The following is a 20,999-nucleotide window of genomic DNA, read 5'->3' as shown; positions in this document are numbered from 1 at the left end:
GAAGGAGAATAAGCGGATGAGTAAAGATTTTGAAACAAAAATTATATCTGAGAAGCTTGACCTTAAAACCATAGTAATGTATGGAATCGGAGGTATAGGAGAAGACATCGCGTACAATCTATTCTATATGTTTTTCATCTTCTTTTTAACTAGTGTTGCAGGAGTAAATCCAGCAGCGGCAGGGACAATATCACTTATTGCAGTAATGTGGGATGCAATCACAGACCCAATAGTAGGATATTTGTCAGACAGATATAAAGGAAATAAATTTGGTAAGAGAGCCATGTTTATATTAGGAGGAGCTATTCCTTTGGGTTTATTTGTCTTTATTCTGTTTTGTGATGTGAATCTTGGCCAAACAGCAAAGGTTTTATATTTTATTTTAATAAATATTGCTTTCTGGGTGTTTTTTACCATAGTTGATATACCGTACATAGCTGTAGCATCAAAAGTGACCGATGATTACGATTCTAAAACAAAGATGAGGACTTCTGTGCTTTTATTCTCAGCATTAGGTCAGGTAATTTTAACAGTAGGTATATTAAAATTTATGGACTTTATGGCACTTCAGGGCAAAAGTGACGTTTTAACATGGAGGATAATCGGTGCTGTTTTAGGAACGATAACCGCCATCGCATTTCTTGCCACAGCTGTTGCACTTAGAGGAAAAGAGCAGGATGCGGTAAATGAAGAAGTAGTAAAAGACTGCCATAGCGATGGACTTATTCAAGTAGCCTTTAAGGATGCTAAAGATTTATTTTGTATAAAGCAGTACAGACTTACTGCGTGTATGGGATTTTTATATAATGTGTTTTTGGGTGTAGCTAACAGTTCTGTATTATATTTTTTAATGTTTACATGCAGATTTGATAACAATCAGATAGCTATGATTAACTTCTGGCCTGGAATTATTGCTATAATGTTTATCGTGCCCATGGGGAATCTTATAGTTCAACTGGGTAAAAAAACGGGAATGTTGATAGCATTTATAATTCTATTCGTATACTCAGCCATTTTATGGTTTATAACTCCAAGCACATTACTTATGATGGGACTTCTAATATGCTTATGTCTGGCTTCTGCATCATTTTGGATTATAATATATGCTATGAATTTTGACATAGCCGAAATATATGAATTTAAGTACGGAAAAAGAAGAGAGGGGCTAATCATTTCGCTGTGCTCATTTTTAACAAAGGCAGGAGTTGCTATAGGTATGTGGCTAAATGGAATAGTAATGTCATTACTTAAGGTTGACCCAACTGTTGAAGTGGTAACTGAAAGTATGGGTTCTGCATTAAGAGTAATTTATGCAGGCATTCCTATGGGTATAACTTTTGTTATGATCGTTGTATGCGCACTATACAAAGTTAACAAAAACAATATAACTGAATTACAGTATGCTATGAAACTGAAAAGGGATGGAAAAGAGTTTTCTGTAGAATCTTTTAAAAACATTTTGTAGTTGCCAGATACTCAATAGCCAGATGGAAATAAATTAAAACACAATTATTAAAAATGGGGAAGAAGTAAATGAAAGTAAAAGAAAACCATGAAAACAAAAGAAATATTATATTAGAAGCCTTTTACAAGCTTGTGGCAGAATTGGGAATGGAGAATGTATCCATGACTAAAATCGCTAAAGCTGTAAATATGCCTTCAAGTCTTATTTTCTACTATTTTAAAAACAAGCAAGAGCTGATATATGGACTTATTGATTATATGTTTGAGAAGTGTATAAGTGTTTCGACCCCAGATATAGATTGGACAAATAAAGATGTAAAAGGCGAGTTTATTAAATTTGTTGATTCTTTATTTTCTGTAAATGGTGCCATAGAAATTGATTCAAGAGTATATTTTTCTTGTGTAAACATCGCACTCAGGGATAAAAGGGCAAAGGAGAAATTTGCAATATATACAGAAAAAGCTAATGAAAAGCTACTAAAAACCATAGAGTATTTTAGCGCTGAAGGAGTGATAAGCTGCGATAATACCGCAGAAGCTGTTTATTATCTAATGGTTATGATTGCTGGCTTACAGGACACGTTGGATTTTTTAGATGACCATGAAAAATTTCAATGTATTGCAGACTTCCATAAAAAGCAGCTATTTAGATTTCTGGGATTTAAAGAATGATTCTATCAAAGATTAAGGTTAGTTGACATTTTATTATACGTGTGTATAATGTTATCATAAAGATAATATCATATACTAATGTTATTGTGGTTAGGAGCGTTTGAAATGACAATTAACAAAAAAAGATTGGGTGATGCAGAATTAGAGATTATGATGGTTCTTTGGCGTAGTAGTGAACCTGTTACATCTAACTATATATTAGAGCAGATACAGGGAATTCGTAAATGGGCGTTATCAACCCTGATGACTTCCCTTGCAAGATTAGGAGAAAAAGGATTTGTTCATTGTGACAGAACAACCCGCATGAATCTATACTCTGCTCTGATAACAGAAAATGAATATAAGGCACAGGAAAGTAAAACATTTTTAGAAAAACTTTATGGAAATTCACTGCAGAACTTTGTTACAAGTTTATATCATAATAAAGTAATCGATCATGCAGATATAAAAGAATTACAAGCGTATCTAGATCAATTGGAAAGGGAGAATAAGTAATGTCAGATCAATGGCTTATATGGATGCTGGAAGTTTCCCTTACTACAAGTGTAATCATTTTAACGGTAAAGCTCTTTTCTGCCTTTATCAATAAACATTATGCTGCCAAATGGAGAAAATGGATATGGTTGATAATCGCCATAAGACTTTTAATTCCAGTTGACTTTTCTACTTCATCTGCCCCATTCAGGTAAATATTCCAGATATTAATAATTTATACGCTTTTTCCTCTAAAGCAGTGAAAAGTCAGGAAGCAGAGGTTAGCAAGCTAGCCGGGAAAGAAGCATTACCAGTTATGAAACCTATAGCGTTGATGCAAGCAGAAGAATCTGATCCCATTGCTAAAAATGCAGAAAAAGCTGAAAAGTTTGCATCGTGGACGGACATAATCTTTTTCGTTTGGAGTGCTGGGTGCATAGGGTTTATGGCATATTATATTGTTGGATACCTGTATTTTAGAAAACAGGTTTTTCGTTGGAGCAGAGTTGTGACAAATCCCAACATGGAAAATATACTTATAAATATTTGTAAAGATCTTAACATAAAGAAGCAGTTTAAAGTTTATGTTTGTGACAAAATAGCCAGTCCTTCACTAATGGGACTTATTCATCCTGTTCTGATTTTACCTTCTGAGTGTTTTTCCAATGAGGAATTAACCTTTATATTCAGGCATGAATTCACGCATTACAAAAGATATGATCTCTGGTATAAAATGCTGCTGCTTCTGGTAAATGGGATACACTGGTTTAACCCAGTGATTTATCTCCTTCGCTATGAGGCATATATTGCACTAGAGTTTTCCTGCGATGAGGAAGTAATTAAAGGAATGCCAGTAAATAAGAAAAAGGCATATGGTGAAACTATTCTTACCTGTATCAATCAACAGAAAACACGAAAAGTAGCATTAACCACATGTTTTAATGACAATACGAAAAATCTTAAGGGAAGGCTGAAAAATATTCTAAGCACAAAGGAAAAAAGCAATGGTCTGGTTATTATTGTGATTACATTACTTTTGATTGCAAGTATTGGTTCTACTATAGCATTTGCTTTTGATGGGCATAAGCAAAATGTTGCTAAAAATTACACCTGGCATGGAGCTGTTAACCTTATTTCAAAGAACGTAGAATTTCCTACTGACCTGATAAAAAATGATAAGGACTGGAATAGGTTTCTGGAAAGTAACAGCAAAATTGCCTTGGTAGCGGAGATTCCAGAAGAGGATATTTATGTCTATGGATTGAAAGAGAATGGAAAGGAAAAAGGCACATATACCCTGCGGGGAATAAGTATAAGACAGGGAAATCACATTCAGGTATTCGATATATTCTGGGGTGTCTACGGTGAAATGCCTCAGTTACAGTATGAAGATTACGACAATGATGGAATAAAAGAATTGGCAATGATATTAAGAAGTGCCAATGGAACAGGCATTGACTTAAACGAATTACATATATTTGAAAGAGACAATAAAAATAACGGGACAGATTATTTATTCAGTTCTGATGAATGGGCAGAACTCATAAATAATAAGCTGAAGTACACTGTGCAGAATGGCACATTAACTATAGCCATTAATGGGCAGGATACAGGAGACAGAATAGATTTAGCATCTCTTCAGGAAGAATGGGGAGGTAAACTTAGTTCCGTATCGGTTGGAAACGTGGGAGAATTTAGTTTTAAAGATGGAAAAATCTATCTTCAGGTGCTTCCTGCCGGATATGTGGCAAAATGGCCAACGGCACAGGCCATCACGGACAGATATATTCAGATGGAGGTATTATACAATCATGGTTTTAGTCTGAAAAATGATTTTGCGGGCAAAAGCTATTATTGAAGCAAAGAAAACAATACGTATGTCCCCATGAAAAGAGGGATAATAATTTAAGCAGGAAACACTAAAAAATAGCTGCCAGTTCTGGCAGCATTTTTATTTATAAAGCAATAAAATTATCTGGATTTAGCTGATGTTTTGTTTTTATTTGGAAAATATTTTGTGAAGATACACAAATGCGTGAAGAGTATTTTTATAGTTTCTGACATAATACAATATAGGTTTGGTATAATTATTCATAGTAAAGCAATAATTAGGTAAAGCGTTAACGCCATAAACAACCTGTCGAAAAAGAACTATGTTGCTTTACTTCATTAGTGCGGTACTCGAGTAAGATTGTATGCAAAAATGTCTAAAAATACAATACAACTAGAAATGTTGAGAAAATTTGAAATAAAGTATTGTAAATTTATTAACTATTTTGATATAATAAATGCTGGGGAAAAGCAAAAAAAGATTGCTGAATAAATATACAAATTAGAGAATAATTATTTAAATATAAAAACGAAAGGAAAAAAGTAATGAGTATTACTATTAATGGAACAAAATTAACGGTGGAAGAAGTCATCCGTGTAGCCAGATTTAATGAAGAAGTGATTATTACTCCTGAGGCACAGGCTGCTGTAAAAAAGGCCAGAGATTATGTAGATAAAAAGCTTGCAGATGGAGCCGTTATTTACGGCTTAACTACTGGATTTGGAAAGTTTTCTGATACTTTTATATCCAATGATGAAACGGCAGATTTGCAGAGAAATCTTATCATAAGCCACACTTGTGCTATGGGTAAGGGATTTCCAAGAGAAGTGGTGAGAGCAGCCATGCTGTTAAGGTGTAACGCACTTTCAAGAGGGAATTCAGGTATCCGTCCAGGAACGTTAAATACATTAGTTGATATGTTAAATAAGGGGGTTCATCCCGTTATTCCGGAAAAGGGATCCCTGGGAGCTTCCGGAGACTTAGCTCCATTATCTCATATGGTTCTTACCATGATTGGAGAAGGGGATGCCGAATATAAAGGAGAGGTTATGCCTGGTGCAGAAGCCATGAAGAAAGCGGGAATTCCTGTTGTGGAACTTGCAGCAAAGGAAGGCCTTGCTTTAATAAATGGCACCCAGATTATGACTGCCGTAGGTGTAAATGTTCTTTGGGATGCCATGAACCTGCTAAAGGTTGCAGATATTGCAACAGCCATGACTGCAGAAGCACTAAACGGAATTAAAAAAGCATATGACCATAAAGTCCACGATGTGAGAGGACATCAGGGGCAAAAAGATGTAGCAAAGAATTTGCTTACATTGCTTGAAGGCAGTGATAATGCTCATGAAACAAATCCAAATAAAGTTCAGGATCCTTATTCATTGAGATGTATTCCACAGATTCATGGAGCATCAAGAGATGCAGTTCAATATGTATATGATGCGGTAACAAGAGAAATCAATGCAGTAACTGATAACCCGCTGATTTTCCCAGATGAAGATGAAGTAATATCTGGAGGAAACTTCCATGGGCAGCCGATGGCTCTTGCCTTTGACTTCTTAAAGATTGCCATTTCAGAACTGGCTGATGTTTCCGAAAGAAGAACGGAAAGACTTGTTAATCCTCAGTTATCAGAAGGATTGCCCGCATTCCTGACGAAACACGGTGGTGTCTGCTCTGGGTTTATGATTGCTCAGTATGCAGCAGCATCGATGGTTTCTGAAAACAAGATTTATGCTCATCCAGCCTGTGTTGACTCTATTCCTTCATCAGGGAATCAGGAAGACCATGTAAGTATGGGAACAACAGCTGCAAGAACGGCAGCCCTGGTACTGGATAATGCACAGAAAGTTCTTGGTATAGAATTGTTCGCAGCTTCCCAGGGAATCTGGCTAAGAGGCGAAAGTGGTCTGGCAAAAGGAACAAAAGCAGCTTATGATTTTATCAGACAGACTGTTGATCCTGTAGATCAGGATGTAATCATGCATTATGAACTAAAGAAGTTCGATGAAATGATAAAAATAATTCCGTTGTAGAAGCAGTTGAAAAAGCTGTAAAGTTAATATAAATCACAAACAAAGTATATCGCAAATAAACGATTATTAAGAACAGGGGGTAAATAAATGTTAGACAACAAGAAAATAGCGGAAGCTATGACTATCAAGCTGGATGCAACTTTACCAGAGTATCCGGCTTTTGAAGAAGGTAAGCGAAGAGCTCCGGACAGAGGGTTCAGACTTACTCCTGCACAGACTAAGCTTGCCCTTAAAAATGCGCTTAGATATGTGCCAGAAGAACTTCACGAAACTTTAGCACCGGAATTTATGGAGGAACTAAAGAATTACGGAAGAATTTATGCTTACAGGTACAGACCTGCAGGGCGAATTTACGGTAAGCCTATTGACGAGTATAAAGGAAAATGTATAGAAGGTAAGGCTTTCCAGGTTATGATTGATAATAATCTTGACTTTGAAATAGCGCTGTATCCTTATGAACTGGTTACCTATGGAGAAACTGGTCAGCCTTGCCAGAACTGGCTGCAGTACAGATTAATAAAGAAATATCTTGAAGAACTGACGGATTATCAGACTCTGGTCGTTGAATCCGGTCATCCCCTTGGCTTATTCCCGTCAAAGCCTGAAGCACCACGTGTAATTATTACAAACGCCATCATGGTGGGCATGTTTGACAATTTGGAAGACTGGGAAATTGCAGAGGAAATGGGCGTAGCAAACTATGGTCAGATGACTGCGGGAGGCTGGATGTACATCGGACCTCAGGGAATCGTTCATGGAACCTTTAACACCATACTAAATGCGGGAAGAAAATATCTTGGAGTACCGGAACAGGGTGATTTAACAGGTCACACCTTCGTATCTTCCGGACTTGGGGGCATGAGCGGTGCTCAGCCTAAGGCAGCAAATATTGCAAGAGCTGTTGGTATATTTGCTGAAGTTGACCTCTCCAGAATCCAGACAAGACAGGATCAGGGCTGGGTTGATGTTATTCTTGACAATCTGGATGAAGTCTTTAAACTTGCTCAAGAAAAAATTGATGCAAAAGAATCCATATCCATTGCATATCACGGAAATATTGTAGATTTACTTGAGAAAGCAGCTGAAACAGGATTTAAGATTGATCTGTTATCAGACCAGACTTCCTGCCACAATGTTTATAATGGAGGATACTGTCCGGTCGGGCTTACTTTTGATCAGAGAACAGAGCTGCTTCATAGAGACAGAGAGGAATTTTGCCGCAAGGTAGATGAATCTCTTCACAGGCATTTCCAGGCTATTAAAAAACTGACAGCAGAAGGAACGTATTTCTTCGATTATGGAAATTCTTTCATGAAGGCTATGTACGATGCAGGTGTGAAAGAAATTTCCAAGAACGGTATCGATGAAAAGGATGGGTTTATTTGGCCTTCCTATGTGGAAGATATCATGGGACCTATGTTGTTTGATTTTGGTTATGGACCTTTCAGATGGGTCTGCCTGTCTGGAAAACCGGAAGATCTGGATGCAACAGATAAGGCTGCCATGGATTGCATCGACCCGGAAAGAAGATTCCAGGACAGAGACAACTGGGTATGGATCAGAGATGCAAAAGAGAACAGACTGGTGGTAGGTACTCAGGCAAGAATCCTTTATCAGGATGCAGAAGGACGAACAAATATTGCTCTTAAGTTTAACGAACTTGTGAGAGAAGGCAAGATTGGTCCGGTTATGATTGGACGTGACCATCATGATGTAAGCGGAACGGATTCCCCATTCAGAGAGACCTCAAATATAAAAGACGGAAGTAATGTGATGGCAGATATGGCAGTTCAGTGCTTTGCAGGAAATGCAGCAAGAGGTATGAGTTTATGCGCCCTTCATAACGGCGGTGGCGTTGGAATCGGGAAATCTATTAATGGTGGATTCGGACTTGTACTGGATGGAAGTGAGAGGATTGATACTATCATTAAATCTGCAATGATGTGGGATGTAATGGGAGGCGTTGCCAGAAGAAACTGGGCAAGAAATGAAAATGCTCTGGAAACTTCTGTGGCTTATAACAAGAACTATGCAGGTGCAGGACACATCACCATTCCTTATGTGGCAAGTGATGAACTGGTAGACGGTATTGTTGCAAAATACATGAAATAGGTGAAATAATGAAAAATACCTTATTGATAAAGAATATTGGAATCCTGCAGACTCCTACGGGAAGTTTCAGTCATAAGGGAGAAAAGCAGGGAGAAAATGTTAAGCTGAAAGATGCCGCTCTTCTTATAGAAGACGGCATCATAAAAGAAATCTGTGAAGAGGGAAAACTGCCTGAGGGAGCAGAAAATGCAGACACTGTCATCGATGCTGAAGGCAGGCTGGTTACACCGGGACTGGTGGAGGGCCATACCCATCTGGTATTTGGTGGATACAGGCAGAATGAAATCCCCATGAAGCTGAAAGGTGCTACTTATTTGGACATCCTAAACGCAGGGGAGGTATTCTGGATACAGTGAGACATACAAGGCAGGCCACTTTTGAGGAACTTTATAACAAATCCTTTGATTTTTTAGACGAAATGATGGCCCTTGGGGTAACGACCTGCGAGGCAAAAAGTGGTTACGGACTTGATATGGAAAATGAAATCAAAATGCTGAAAGTAGTGAAAAGCCTGGATGAAAATCATCCCATGGATATGGTTTCAACCTTTATGGGGGCTCATGCAATCCCTGATGAATATAAGGACAAGGCAGATGATTATATTGAAATGCTTTGCAGGGAGGTAATTCCAGAAGTAAAAAAACAGGGACTGGCGGAGTTTGCAGATGTATTCTGCGAGGATTCAGTTTTTGATGTACCTCAGAGTAGGAAGTATATGGAATGTGCAAAAGCACATGGACTGGGACTTAAAATTCATGCAGATGAAATTGAGGAAATCGGTGGGTCTGAACTGGCTGGTGAAATGGGAGCCATCTCGGCCGAGCATTTAATTGCTATAGGCGAAAACGGACTGGCATCCATGGCTAAAGCAGGGACTACAGCTATGTTACTGCCGGCTACTTCTTTTTATCTTGGAAAAACTTTTGCTCCGGCAAGAAAAATGATTGAGCTGGGTATACCAGTAGCCATTGCTTCTGATTTTAATCCCGGGTCATGCCCATCACTAAATTTACAATTTGCAATTAATCTGGGCTATTTAAGATATAAAATGACGCCAGAAGAAATACTGACAGCGGTAACCATTAATCCTGCCTGTGCCATAGGCAGGGGAGACAAGGTTGGAACTCTGGAGGTTGGAAAACAGGCAGATATAGTTATCTGGGACGCTCCAAATATGGAAATGCTTTGTTACAGGTTTGGATCAAACCTTGCAATGCAGGTAATTAAAGAAGGCATACTGGTTTAAAAGAGATATGAGGCAATCTCTGATTATATAAAACACGGGAGATATATATGAAATTAATTGAAATGAAAGTGAATGAGTATCTGGACATTTTAAAGTCTGATGCTCCAGCACCTGGAGGAGGATCTGTAAGTGCTCTTGCAGGGGCCCAGGGAGTGGGTCTGGTTATGATGGTTTGTGATTTAACCCTGGGAAAAGAAAAGTTCGCAGATTATCAGGAAATTTGCACTCAGGCAAAGGCAGACAGTAAAAAGCTATATGATGCGCTAAGAGAAGCGGTGGACAAAGATACAGAGGCTTTTAATCTGGTTTCAGCAGCATTTAAAATGCCTAAGGCAACAGAAGAAGAAAAAAGGTCAGAAGCAACGCTATTGCAGAGGGTACACTAGTGGCTACTGAAGTTCCATTTAAATCCATGGAGCTGGCATATGACGGGCTTTTAATTATACAAAATCTTGTGGGAAAAACAAATCCCAATGCAGACAGTGATTTAGGCGTAGCTGTGTTAAATCTTATATCCTGTATTAAAGGGGCATGGCTGAATGTTAAAATTAATCTTCCGGGTGTAAAGGATGAGGCGGCAGCGAGAACTTTTGCGGAAAAAGGGGAAAAGATCATCAAGGAAGCAGAACTTTTAGAAAGAGAACTGTATAATAAGATTTTACTTTCATTATAAAAATACTAAATAAATTAGGAGGAGTTACTAATATGGCTAAAATAATAGAAAGTGTTCCAAACATCAGTGAGGGCAGAAATCAGGAGATAATCGAAGCATGTGTAGATCAGATCAGAACCACAGCTGGGTGCACATTGCTGGATTATTCATCAGATACAAGCCATAACAGAACCGTAATCACTTACATGGGAAGCCCTGAAGCCTGTGAAGAGGCCAGTGTGAAACTTGCTAAAAAGGCAGTAGAGTTAATTGATTTAACCAAGCATACAGGAGAACATCCAAGAATGGGATGTGTAGATGTTATGCCTTTTATTCCTATTAAAGATGCAAATACGGAAGATTGTATTGAATTATCTAAAAAAGTTGGAAAGAGAATTGCTGAAGAAGCAGACCTGCCAGTCTTTTTATATGAGCAGTCAGCAAGCGCCCCTCATAGAGAAAATCTTGCTGCAGTTCGTAAGGGACAGTTTGAAGGAATGGCAGAAAAGGTTAAAGACTCTCTTTGGATTCCAGACTTTGGGGGACAGAGAATCCATCCTACCGGTGGAGTAGTTGCAGTGGGAGCCAGACCACCGCTAATCGCATTCAATATCAACTTAAGCACTTCAGATGTGGAGATTGCAAGTAAGATTGCTAAGATCATCAGAAGATCCAATGGGGGATTTGATTGCGTAAAAGCTATGGGTGTATTGCTTGAAGAAAGAAATACTGCGCAGGTTTCAATCAACATGACAGATTTTACAAAAACTCCTCTTTACCGAGTTGTTGAACTGACAAAGGCTGAGGCAGCAAGATACGGAGTGCACGTTATCGGAACAGAGATCATTGGACTTTGCCCAATGAACGCCCTGTTCAATGCAGCAGAATATTATCTTCAGATTGAAGATTTTGATGCTTCTGTACAGGTTATTGAAAATCATTTACTGTAAAATTCCTTAGAGGCGGTTGCAAAATGACTGATATTTTGCAACCGCCTCTTTTTTTATGCGAATCAGGATGATTAGACAGCCAAACGCAGATCAACAAAATAAGTTTTTGCTCTTATAATTATAAAAAAACAAAATTCACGGTAGCATTTCTGGCAAGAGCTACCGTATTTCATGAATAGTTGAAACTTTATGGTAGCCATTTCAATAAAAAAGCTAACAAGGTGTCAAAACTAATGAGTAAAGATGCAAAAAGCTACCGGGATTTAAGTAAAAATAATAATCACGGTAGCCTCAATAGTATAATAGATTTCATGTGCCCCTTCTGAGCAACAAGTTATTTTATATTCCATTTTAATTGCGCCCGGTTCCGGGAATTGTCCAGATGGCTGGCGATTTTCGATTTGGCGGTTTCAACATCTTTTGCCATAACAGCATTTAATATTTCTTTGTGCTCTGTACATATAACTTCCAGATTTTCTTCGTCTGATACGGTAGCACGTCTGGCCTGCTGAACATATTGCTGATAAGATTTCAGGATATGTGATAAAAAGCGGCTTCTGGTAGAGTTGTATATGATTTCATGAAAAGACAGATTGGTTTCCATCACCTTTTCACAATCTTTACGCAGGGTATAAAACTCCATGAGTTCTACCTGGTTTTGAAGTTGCTCCAATTCCTTATCCGTAATTCTTTCTATGGCCCATTCAACTGCCAGCTGCTCCAGAGCACTTCTTACAGCATAGACATCCTGCATATCCTGACGGGTAAAACCTTTTGCAAAACTGCCCCTGTTAGGAATATAGTCAATAAGACCTTCGGATTCTAACTGTTTAAAGGCGTCTCGTATGGGTGTTCTGCTTACCCGAAATTCAGTAGCAATCTGATTCTCTATTATTTTTTCCCCTATAACATATTCCCCTTTTAAAATTCTTTCTCTTAAAAGTTCCGTGATTTCATCAGTAAGAGAAGAAAAACTTGAAAACTTTGTGTCTGACACTTTATTACCTCACATTACAAAAATATAGGGAGTACTTTACCACTTATTTTATCAAATTTCAGGTTATAAGAATAGGTTTATTTCAAAAGAAGAATAAAGCAGATTTTCGTAAGCTAAGTAAACTTAGAAAAGTCAATAGATTTAGACAATTTTCCTATCCGTATACTTGCGAAATTCATACAATATATGTTAGAATGAAAGGAATGATGAAATGGGGGAGGTAAAGGATATGGCGATTTATGAGTCCGGGGAAGACTATTTGGAAACTATTTTAGTACTCCACAAAAGAAATGATATCGTACGTTCAATTGATGTAGCATCAGAATTAGGATTTTCAAAGCCAAGCGTCAGCAGGGCCATGAGCATACTAAAGAAAGATGGGTATATTTATATGGACGAAAAAGGCCATATAACCCTTTCTGAAAAAGGCCAGCATGCAGCAGAGAGTATTTATGACAGACATAACAATATCTCTAAGTTTTTAATGGAAATATTGGGAGTTAGTGAAGAAAATGCCCTGAAGGATGCCTGCAGGATAGAGCATGACTTGTCCAATGAGACCTATGGAAAGATTTGTGAAGCGTTGGTTAATAAATAAATTTAATATACAAAAACAGAGATTCTCGAGGCCGATCCCTTCGGGAATTTCTCTATGGTTGTAATAAACCAGAAAAAGAAAGGATTGATAAAATGTTAAAAGAAGCAATTAGACCAGTATGGGCAGAAATTAATTTATCAAATTTAGATTATAATATCAAAAATATTATAGCTAAAGCCGGAGCCGATAAAGAAATCATAGGAGTAATCAAAGCAGATGCGTACGGGCACGGCTCAGTGGAAGTAGCCAGGGTCCTTAAGGAAAATGGTGTGAAAACTTTTGCCATAGCTACACTGCAGGAGGCTGTTACTCTTAGAGAGGCAGGAATTAAAGAGGAAATAATCATGTTAGGATTAACTCCTGATATGTATGCTGATACAATTGTTACATATAACATTACCCCTGTAGTATGCAATTTTGAAAATGCAAAAGCCTTTTCGGAAGAAGCAGAAAAAGCAGGAAAAACTATAAAGGGACTTATTGCAGTAGACACAGGTATGGGAAGAATCGGATATCTTTGGGATGATCTGGATGCAGCTGAAGACGTAAAGAAAATAGATGCACTTTCTAACTTTAAGATAAAGGGCATGTTTTCACATATGGCTACAGCGGATGCCTATGACAAGAACTTTTCAAAGTTGCAGGAAGAAAGATACACTGGTTTTTATGAAAAACTAAAAGCAGCAGGCGTTCATATACCTTTTAGAACACTTGCCAACAGTGCATCAATTATGGAGATTCCTTCTGTACATTATGATGCAGTAAGACCGGGAATCATTCTTTATGGATGTTATCCTTCTGATGAGGTGGACAAGAAGCAGCTTGACATTAAACCTGTTATGTCTGTAAAAGCAAATATTGTCCATTTAAAGAAAGTAGGAAAAGAGTTCTCTGTTGGATATGGCAGAAAGTTTATCTCTGAAAGAGAAAGTGTAATAGCTACCATAGCCTTAGGCTATGCAGATGGATATCCAAGACCCTACTCAGCGCATGCAAAGGTCATTGTAAACGGTATGATGGCACCTATTGCGGGAAACATCTGTATGGACCAGTGCATGATTGATGTTACGGATGTACCTGACGTAAAAGTGGGAGATGAAGTAATAATTATGGGCACGGACGGAAAGAATACTATTTTAGCTGATGATATAGCCAATGCAACAGGTACCATTAATTATGAAATTGTATGCGCTTTTGGACAGCGGTTACCAAAAATTTATGTAAAATAAAAGGGGTAAAGAACAGATGGCCTTTGGACTATTTAAAAAAAATCACACAGCAGATACAATTTTTATAAACGGGAAAATATATACCCAGAATAGAGATCTGCCCTGGGCAGAAGCTGTAGCCTGCAAAGATGGAAAGTTTATATATGTGGGAAACAGCCAGGATGCCGGTCAGTATGAAGGACCGGACACTTATGTGGTAGATCTTTCTGGAAAATATGTACTGCCAGGCCTTATAAATACACATAATCATGGAGCTCTTCGAGCCTTTGAAGGTATGTATATCTCCCTTTCAGAAAATGACGAAATAGAGGATGTACAGGGTATATTGTCTGATTATATTTTAAATAATCCTGAAGAGGATGTATATTTTGGATATGGGTTCAAAGCAGGTCTTTTAAAAGAAATGACTCAGGAACAAGCCAGTCTGAAGCTTGATGAAGTTTGTACTGATAAACCCATAATGCTTCTGAGCCTGGGAGAAGGTACTCTCTGGGTAAACAATTGTGCCCTCGAGCAGGCCAGAGAAGCCGCTCAGGAAGATGGTGTTCCAATGATTTCCGTATCTTACTTTATGCAGAGTGTATCACCTTTTAATTACGAAGAATTGCAGAACAGGATTATAGAACTTGCATCAGAATATTGTTCAAAGGGTTTTACCAGCCTTTTCAATGCTGGAGCGCCGGAATTTATGGATAATGTTTGTCAGGAGGTTCTTCTGATGATGCATCAGCAGGAAATGATGAAACAACGGTATTTCGGAAGTCTTGAGGTGGCTGGTGATAACATAAATCGGTTAAAGGCTGTTATGAAAAGACTTACGGAAAAAAAGACAAATACAATGGAACTGGACGATTCCATTCATTGCAATGTGCTGAAAATCTCCCTTAGAAGGGAAGAAGAGGCGGAAGATTTAGACATAGAGAATGTAAAAAAGCTAATAATGGAAGTTTCTGACCAGGGCTTTAATGTGCATATAGATGTTCTTGATTCGAAAGCACTTAAGGAATGCATGGAAATTATTACAGTAGTAAGAAATGCAGGGTATAGAAAGAATATCTTTATCGTTGCCTGTGACAAAGAACTTCGAAGAGACAGTGAAGAGTTCAGCTTAAGTGAAATGTGCACGGATAATGTATTTTTCCAGCCTTCCACAAAGAGGGAACCTGCAGAGGAATACGCTGCAATCGAGGAAGCTTCCAGTGTGGAAGAAATTCTGGACAGCTTTACAATAGATGCAGCAATTTCTCTTGGAGTCAGTGACAAGCTGGGGACAATTGAGGTTGGAAAATTAGCAGATTTCGCTGTGTTTGAAAAAAATCCTTTTGATTTAATAAAACCTTCTTTGTTTAAAAAGCTTCAAGCTGATATGACTGTTCTTGGCGGACAAGTTGTATACGATGTAGAAGAAGATAACATGCGTGAATGGTACGACTTAATGAGTGGCATGCAGCTTTAAAGCTGCATGCCAATTTTTTATCCTTATTATAAACCATATTTTTTGATTTTTCGATATAGAGTGGACAAGTTCATTCCAAGTTTCAATGCGATTTTTTTCTTGGAATCTAAAGAAGTTCCCTCTGCCAGAAGTTCACTTTCAATTAAATTTCTTTCCTGATTTCCCAGATGTTCTTTACGGTTAACAACTGGTAGCTTTGGATTTAGATTACTTTCCTTATTATCTTGATATAACCACCGTGGAAGAGCACTCACTCCTATTATTTCACTTCCTTCAGAAAAATTTACAGCGTATTCAATGGCATTTTCTAATTCCCGTATGTTACCGGGCCACCCATAGGAACATAATAGTTTAAAAGCTTCTTCAGAAACCCCTTTGATTTTATGATTTAACAAAACTGAAAACTTATTGAAGAGAAATTCAATAAGAAGGGGCATGTCTTCCATATGGTCCCTTAAAGGAGGGATTGTAATGGGAATCACATTTAAACGATAAAACAAATCTTCACGAAATTGATTTTCAGCAATTTTTGTCCCCAGATTCTTATGAGATGCTGCAATAATTCGTGCGTCGATGGGAATGATTTTCGTGCCGCCCACACGCTGGATTGCTTTTTCCTGTAATACCCGCAAAAGCTTTACCTGGAGATTAAGTGGCATATCGCCGATTTCATCCAGAAAAATCGTACCTCCCTGAGCCAGTTCAAAGATACCCGGTTTCCCTTCTGTCCGGGCTCCGGTGAAGGCTCCTTTTTCGTATCCGAAAAGCTCACTTTCTAACAAGGCGTCTGGAATGGCTCCGCAATTAATAGGGATGAAAGGCTTTTCTGCACGAAGACTGGCATGGTGAATGGCATTGGCAAAGAGTTCTTTCCCTGTTCCACTTTCACCGGTGATCAGGACAGTGGAAGGGCTTTTGGCAATAGCGTTGGCACGGGATTTTACAGATTCCATGACAGGGCTGTTCCCAATGATGTTGTTAAATGAATAGGAATATTCTTCAGAGAACAATCTGTGGGCAAAACGATATAAACTTTCTTCTGTGTTAAAGGATTCAACTGCGCCTAAAAGAAAATCATCTTTTTTGACCAGGGTAACGTTGGAAATTACATGAACTGGGTCTCCGTTTACATTTCGATATTCAGCGTTAGTATCGTATATTGACGTTTGACTGTTTATAGCTTTTGCCAGTTGAGAATCTGGGAACATTTCCAACACGGACCGGCCTATCACAGCAGATCTGTCAACGCCCAGCTTTTCCTCGGCAGTATGGTTAAAACAGGTAATATGGGCTTCCATATCACAGGCGATAATACCTTCGTGAACAGAAGAAATAATTGTATTCAGATACTCATTGGATTTATAAAGCTCTTCCAAAGTAATGGACTCCTGTATTTTAGAGGCCAGCAGGTTTGCCATAATGCTGGTAAAATTCATAAAAGTGTAACTGTTTTCTGCAATAATTTTTTTCTGGTCCTCATTAAATGCAACAAGGCTAATCACTCCGTAACATACTCCTTTTGACAGTATGGGATAATAGAGTCCTGCTTTATAAAAACACTCCTGTTTTTCCAAACAGCTGCTGCAAAGCTGGTTTTCACTGGGATCCAGTAAAACCATGGGACGTTTGGTTTCCATTACGTGTCGCGTTATGTGAATGTTTGAAAAGGAGTTCTGCAGAATAAACTCCTGCAAAAAATGGCTTGTGGCTCCAACAACAAAAAAATCATCATCGAGAATTTCAGTTTCTATCTTTAAGGCAGCTGAAATAGCTTCGGCAAAATTCTGAACTTCTTTCTGAAGCTTAATGAGATATCCCATTTTGACCCTTCTTTCTTTGGAAAAACAACAATATGCAAAAATTTTGCAATATTGAGAATTTGATATATGCTGATTATATCAGAGAAATAAGTGAAAAGAAAGAAAACTAATTCGCAATATTGAGAATAATGATGGAAATCATAGTGAAAATAGCCCTTTGTGCGATGGCATCGATTTTGCGTAATAATTAAATAAATGGTCACAAAAAAGAAGAGATGAGGTAGTAGTCAATGGTTACAGAAAGAGTAAAAATGTTAAAGGAAAAATTACTTTCCTTTCAACCGGAAATTGATCTGGAGCCGGCCAGAATCCTGACAGAGGGATTTAAGGAAGCGGCAGGACTTCCGGTAGTTCTTTGTAAAGCACATGCTTTTCGTAAGCAATGCGCTGAAAAATCAGTATTCATCAATGAGGGAGAGCTGATTATCGGAAGCTGTGGGAGCAAGACCAGAACCGGAATAATCAGTGCAGATGGCAGCTGGGCCGTTCTTGCAGAAGAGCTGGATACAATCAGCACCCGACCATGTGATCCCTTTATTCTAAGAGACCAGGATCGTAAAACCTTTCTGGAAATCATCCAACCTTACTGGCTGGGTCGATCTACCCGGGAAATGTGGAAACGTCAGATTCCTGATGATGTTAAACGGTTGCAGGATAACGGTGCGATTCTCGTAGACAGCAAAGGCAGCAGGGGATTCGGGGAAGTAACTGCTGGCTATAAATGGCTCTTAGAAGCAGGAGTAAAAGGCATCCTCCAGGTGATTAAAGAAAGAAAAGCCAAATTGGACACAGCTATTCCCGGGGATTATGAAAAACAAGTATACCTTCAGGCCCTGGAGACGGTAGCGGAAGGGCTTGTGATTTTAGCCAACCGTCATGCAGATTTGGCAGAAACACAGGCAGCGAAAGAAAGGGATGCAAAGAGAAAGAAGGAACTGGAAACCATTGCTGCAATCTGCCGCAATGTCCCAGAGAATCCTGCTACAAATTTCTGGGAAGCTTTGCAAGCAATCTGTTTCTATCAGAACTGTCTGATTATGGAACAAAATGCGGCCTCCTACAATCCGGGACGGCTGGATCAGTACTTATGGCCTTATTACAAAAATGATATAGACAGCGGACGGATGACATCAGATCAGGCTCAGGAACTTCTGGATTGTCTCTGGATTAAGTTCAGCGAACCATGCTTTTTTACAGATGAAAGTACTGCTGGATTCAGTGCGGGATATCCCATGTTTCAGAATGTCAGCGTAGGCGGAGTCAATACAAATGGTGATGATGCAGTTAATGAGCTTTCCTATCTGATTTTGCAGGCTACCATGGATGTACAGCTGTATCAGCCTTCCCTATCCGTACGGTATAGTATGGCAAAGAATTCAGATCATTTTTTACGAAAGGTGGTAGACCTGATCAGTCTGGGAACAGGTTTCCCTGCATTCTTTAATGATGAAACTGGCATTCAGATGATTCAGAATAAAGGTATTCCTCTGAGAGAAGCTTTGGATTGGAATCCATGCGGCTGTGTGGAAACGAATCTGGAAGGGCGGCTTCGTGGTGTAACAGATATGACGGAGATTAATCTTGGCAGTGTCATAGAGCTTGCCATGACTGACGGAAAATCCCGTAAAACAGGCCATTTTATTTCAGAACACACAGGTGATCCGAAAACCTTTACCAGCTATGAAGAGTTTGAAGCAGCAGTGAAAAAACAGGCGGCCTATCTAATCAGGCGCTGCATTACCAGCAGTCATATCATAGATGATATTTGCTGTCTGCACCGACCTGTTCCTGTTCTGTCCTTTACCTTTAAGGAATGCATAGAAAACTGCAAAGATTATTCTACGGGAGGGGCAAAGTACAATATTGGAAACGGAACCATTCTTATAGGCGTAGCCGATTTGATTAACAGTATGGCAGCGGTGAGGCAGCTCATTTTTGAAGATAAGACTGTTATAATGGAGGTACTTTGTCAGGCCTTAGCCAATAATTTTGAGGGGTATGAATCAGTACAGGAACTATGCTTAAAGGTTCCTAAGTATGGGAATGATAACCCCAAGGTTGATGACATAGCCGGGGAAATGTTCACTTTTTTGGCTGATGAAATAGAAGGGTATAGTAGTAAGTTCGGTAAAATGACCCCCGGTATCCTCCCTGTTACTGGAAATATTGCATTTGGCAAAGAGGTAGGGGCTTTGCCTTCAGGCCGTCTGGCATGGAAACCTCTTGCGGATGGACTCAGTCCAAGTGGAGGAACAGATGTAGAAGGTCCCACTGCAGTATTGAAGTCCGTGTCTAAAATTCCCCATGCCCGTTTTGTTCAGGGAACCTTGCTCAACCTGAAAGTGGAGCCGGAGCTTGTAGAGACAGATAAGGGAAAAGCACAGGTAATGGCACTTTTAAAGAGCATGTGCACTTTAGGTATTCATCATGTGCAGTTCAATGTCATAAGCAGAGAAAAGCTTTTACTGGCTCAGAAATATCCAGAAGAATACAAAGGTCTCCTGATACGGGTGGCAGGATATACGGCTTACTTTGTTGAACTAGATAAAGAAGTACAGGATGATATAATCAGTAGGACAACACAGAAAGGAATCATGGGATGTCAATGTCAGAATTAAGTGGCAGGGTATTGCGGATAGAAAGATCCTCCATCCACGATGGGGAAGGGTTGCGAACCGTTGTATTTCTGAAAGGCTGCCCTTTATCCTGCGCATGGTGTTCCACACCAGAAAGTCAATCTCCCGAAATGGAGCAGGGTACGGATAGAATATATGGGAGCATAATGTCGGTGGACCAGGTAATCAAAGAAGTTGAAAAAGATAAAATTTTTTTCTTTCACTCAGGCGGAGGAATGACCATTTCCGGGGGAGAACCTTTATTACAGCCAGCCTTTACAGCAGAAATTCTTAGGCAATGTAAGTTCCTTGGAATGAATACAGCAATGGAGAGCTGCTTGTTTGCTCCTTTCGGTGAGTTACAGAGGATTTTGTCCTATTTGGATACTTTGTATGTTGATTTAAAATTTTATAATGGAAAAAAACATGAGAAATATTGCGGTCATGACAATGCTGTTATTCTGGATAACATATGTAGGGTGACTTCTGAGAATCAGTCTCTGGATGTGGTTATTCGTATTCCATTGATACCAGGAATTAATGACGGCTACGATGAACTGGCAGCAGCTGCTGAATTTTGTCAGGAGCTTCCATTTGTTTCTGCCATCCAATTGCTGCCTTATCACCGTCTAGGAGTACCGACCTATGAAAAACTGGGAAGGAGCTATCGTCTAAAGGATATCAGGCCTCCTGAGACAGAATACTTTCAGAATCGAAAGCTATATTTTAGCAGTTGTGTCAAAAATATAAAACTAATATAATTATTAACTAATAACAATTTAAAAATTTTTTATTACATAAACAATTATTGGCTGTAGTTTTTAAGTATGGTTTGGGATGAGTTGCA

The 20,999-nt window shown here is 38.8% G+C and carries 17 protein-coding genes and 1 pseudogene; 16 read left to right on the top strand and 2 right to left on the bottom strand.

Features of this window, described 5'->3' with window-relative positions; translation table 11 throughout:
- The first annotated feature begins 16 nt into the window (after window positions 1-16).
- The 11 genes and pseudogenes from Ami3637_RS06935 to ftcD all read left to right on the top strand — a co-directional run bounded on the left by Ami3637_RS06935 (window position 17) and on the right by ftcD (window position 11,437).
- A complete protein-coding gene (locus tag Ami3637_RS06935; RefSeq protein WP_162361938.1) occupies window positions 17-1,465 on the top strand; it encodes an MFS transporter in 1,449 nt (482 codons plus the stop codon).
- Between the two features lie 68 nt (window positions 1,466-1,533).
- Window positions 1,534-2,136, top strand: a complete 603-nt coding sequence (locus tag Ami3637_RS06930) for a TetR/AcrR family transcriptional regulator (protein WP_162361937.1) — start codon at window positions 1,534-1,536, stop codon at window positions 2,134-2,136.
- 105 nt (window positions 2,137-2,241) lie between these two features.
- Complete coding sequence (locus tag Ami3637_RS06925) at window positions 2,242-2,631, top strand: BlaI/MecI/CopY family transcriptional regulator (protein ID WP_162361936.1); 390 nt, start codon at window positions 2,242-2,244, stop codon at window positions 2,629-2,631.
- Window positions 2,631-2,825, top strand: a complete 195-nt coding sequence (locus tag Ami3637_RS06920) for a hypothetical protein (protein ID WP_162361935.1) — start codon at window positions 2,631-2,633, stop codon at window positions 2,823-2,825. The genes Ami3637_RS06925 and Ami3637_RS06920 overlap by 1 nt, the downstream gene beginning before the upstream one ends.
- A gap of 44 nt (window positions 2,826-2,869) precedes the next feature.
- Entirely contained in the window at window positions 2,870-4,468 is a 1,599-nt protein-coding gene (locus tag Ami3637_RS06915) for a M56 family metallopeptidase (protein ID WP_162361934.1), read from the top strand.
- Between the two features lie 518 nt (window positions 4,469-4,986).
- Window positions 4,987-6,477: a histidine ammonia-lyase gene (gene hutH, locus Ami3637_RS06910; RefSeq protein ID WP_162361933.1), complete on the top strand. Its 1,491-nt coding sequence runs from the start codon at window positions 4,987-4,989 to the stop codon at window positions 6,475-6,477.
- Between the two features lie 87 nt (window positions 6,478-6,564).
- The gene (locus Ami3637_RS06905) at window positions 6,565-8,589 is read left to right on the top strand and encodes a urocanate hydratase (RefSeq protein ID WP_162361932.1); all 2,025 of its coding nucleotides are present in this window, start codon (window positions 6,565-6,567) and stop codon (window positions 8,587-8,589) included.
- Between the two features lie 8 nt (window positions 8,590-8,597).
- Entirely contained in the window at window positions 8,598-8,945 is a 348-nt protein-coding gene (locus Ami3637_RS18435; protein ID WP_330586871.1) for an amidohydrolase family protein, read from the top strand.
- A complete protein-coding gene (hutI, locus tag Ami3637_RS06900) occupies window positions 8,942-9,835 on the top strand; it encodes an imidazolonepropionase (RefSeq protein ID WP_330586870.1) in 894 nt (297 codons plus the stop codon). The genes Ami3637_RS18435 and hutI overlap by 4 nt, the downstream gene beginning before the upstream one ends.
- A 47-nt stretch (window positions 9,836-9,882) precedes the next feature.
- Window positions 9,883-10,508 (top strand): annotated as a pseudogene (locus Ami3637_RS19090) (cyclodeaminase/cyclohydrolase family protein).
- Window positions 10,509-10,540: 32 nt separating this feature from the next.
- Window positions 10,541-11,437, top strand: coding sequence for a glutamate formimidoyltransferase (gene ftcD / locus Ami3637_RS06890; RefSeq protein WP_162361931.1), 897 nt, complete (start codon window positions 10,541-10,543; stop codon window positions 11,435-11,437).
- A 334-nt stretch (window positions 11,438-11,771) separates the two neighbouring features.
- On the opposite strand, the gene Ami3637_RS06885 is transcribed toward ftcD, so the two are convergent.
- Complete coding sequence (locus tag Ami3637_RS06885; protein ID WP_162361930.1) at window positions 11,772-12,434, bottom strand: GntR family transcriptional regulator; 663 nt, start codon at window positions 12,432-12,434, stop codon at window positions 11,772-11,774.
- Window positions 12,435-12,663: 229 nt separating this feature from the next.
- Between Ami3637_RS06885 and Ami3637_RS06880 the strand changes: the two genes are divergently transcribed.
- The 3 genes from Ami3637_RS06880 to Ami3637_RS06870 all read left to right on the top strand — a co-directional run bounded on the left by Ami3637_RS06880 (window position 12,664) and on the right by Ami3637_RS06870 (window position 15,717).
- Complete coding sequence (locus Ami3637_RS06880; protein ID WP_162361929.1) at window positions 12,664-13,032, top strand: metal-dependent transcriptional regulator; 369 nt, start codon at window positions 12,664-12,666, stop codon at window positions 13,030-13,032.
- Between the two features lie 92 nt (window positions 13,033-13,124).
- Entirely contained in the window at window positions 13,125-14,261 is a 1,137-nt protein-coding gene (gene alr, locus Ami3637_RS06875) for an alanine racemase (protein WP_162361928.1), read from the top strand.
- A gap of 16 nt (window positions 14,262-14,277) precedes the next feature.
- Complete coding sequence (locus Ami3637_RS06870) at window positions 14,278-15,717, top strand: amidohydrolase family protein (RefSeq protein ID WP_162361927.1); 1,440 nt, start codon at window positions 14,278-14,280, stop codon at window positions 15,715-15,717.
- A 26-nt stretch (window positions 15,718-15,743) separates the two neighbouring features.
- Here the strand turns inward: Ami3637_RS06870 and Ami3637_RS06865 are convergent, their stop codons facing one another.
- Window positions 15,744-17,537 carry a sigma 54-interacting transcriptional regulator gene (locus Ami3637_RS06865; protein ID WP_162361926.1) on the bottom strand — a complete coding sequence of 598 codons (1,794 nt, stop codon included), beginning with the start codon at window positions 17,535-17,537 and terminating at the stop codon, window positions 15,744-15,746.
- A gap of 230 nt (window positions 17,538-17,767) precedes the next feature.
- Here Ami3637_RS06865 and Ami3637_RS06860 point away from each other — a divergent pair, with 230 nt between their 5' ends.
- Together Ami3637_RS06860 and Ami3637_RS06855 are read left to right on the top strand one after the other, a co-directional pair.
- Complete coding sequence (locus Ami3637_RS06860; protein ID WP_162361925.1) at window positions 17,768-20,155, top strand: glycyl radical protein; 2,388 nt, start codon at window positions 17,768-17,770, stop codon at window positions 20,153-20,155.
- Window positions 20,143-20,913: a glycyl-radical enzyme activating protein gene (locus Ami3637_RS06855; protein ID WP_202931097.1), complete on the top strand. Its 771-nt coding sequence runs from the start codon at window positions 20,143-20,145 to the stop codon at window positions 20,911-20,913. Before Ami3637_RS06860 ends, Ami3637_RS06855 begins: the two co-directional genes overlap by 13 nt.
- Window positions 20,914-20,999: the final 86 nt, after the last annotated feature.

The sequence above is a fragment of the Aminipila terrae genome (assembly GCF_010120715.1).
Taxonomy (GTDB): domain Bacteria; phylum Bacillota; class Clostridia; order Peptostreptococcales; family Anaerovoracaceae; genus Aminipila; species Aminipila terrae.
This window is presented reverse-complemented; position numbering and strand designations above follow the sequence as displayed.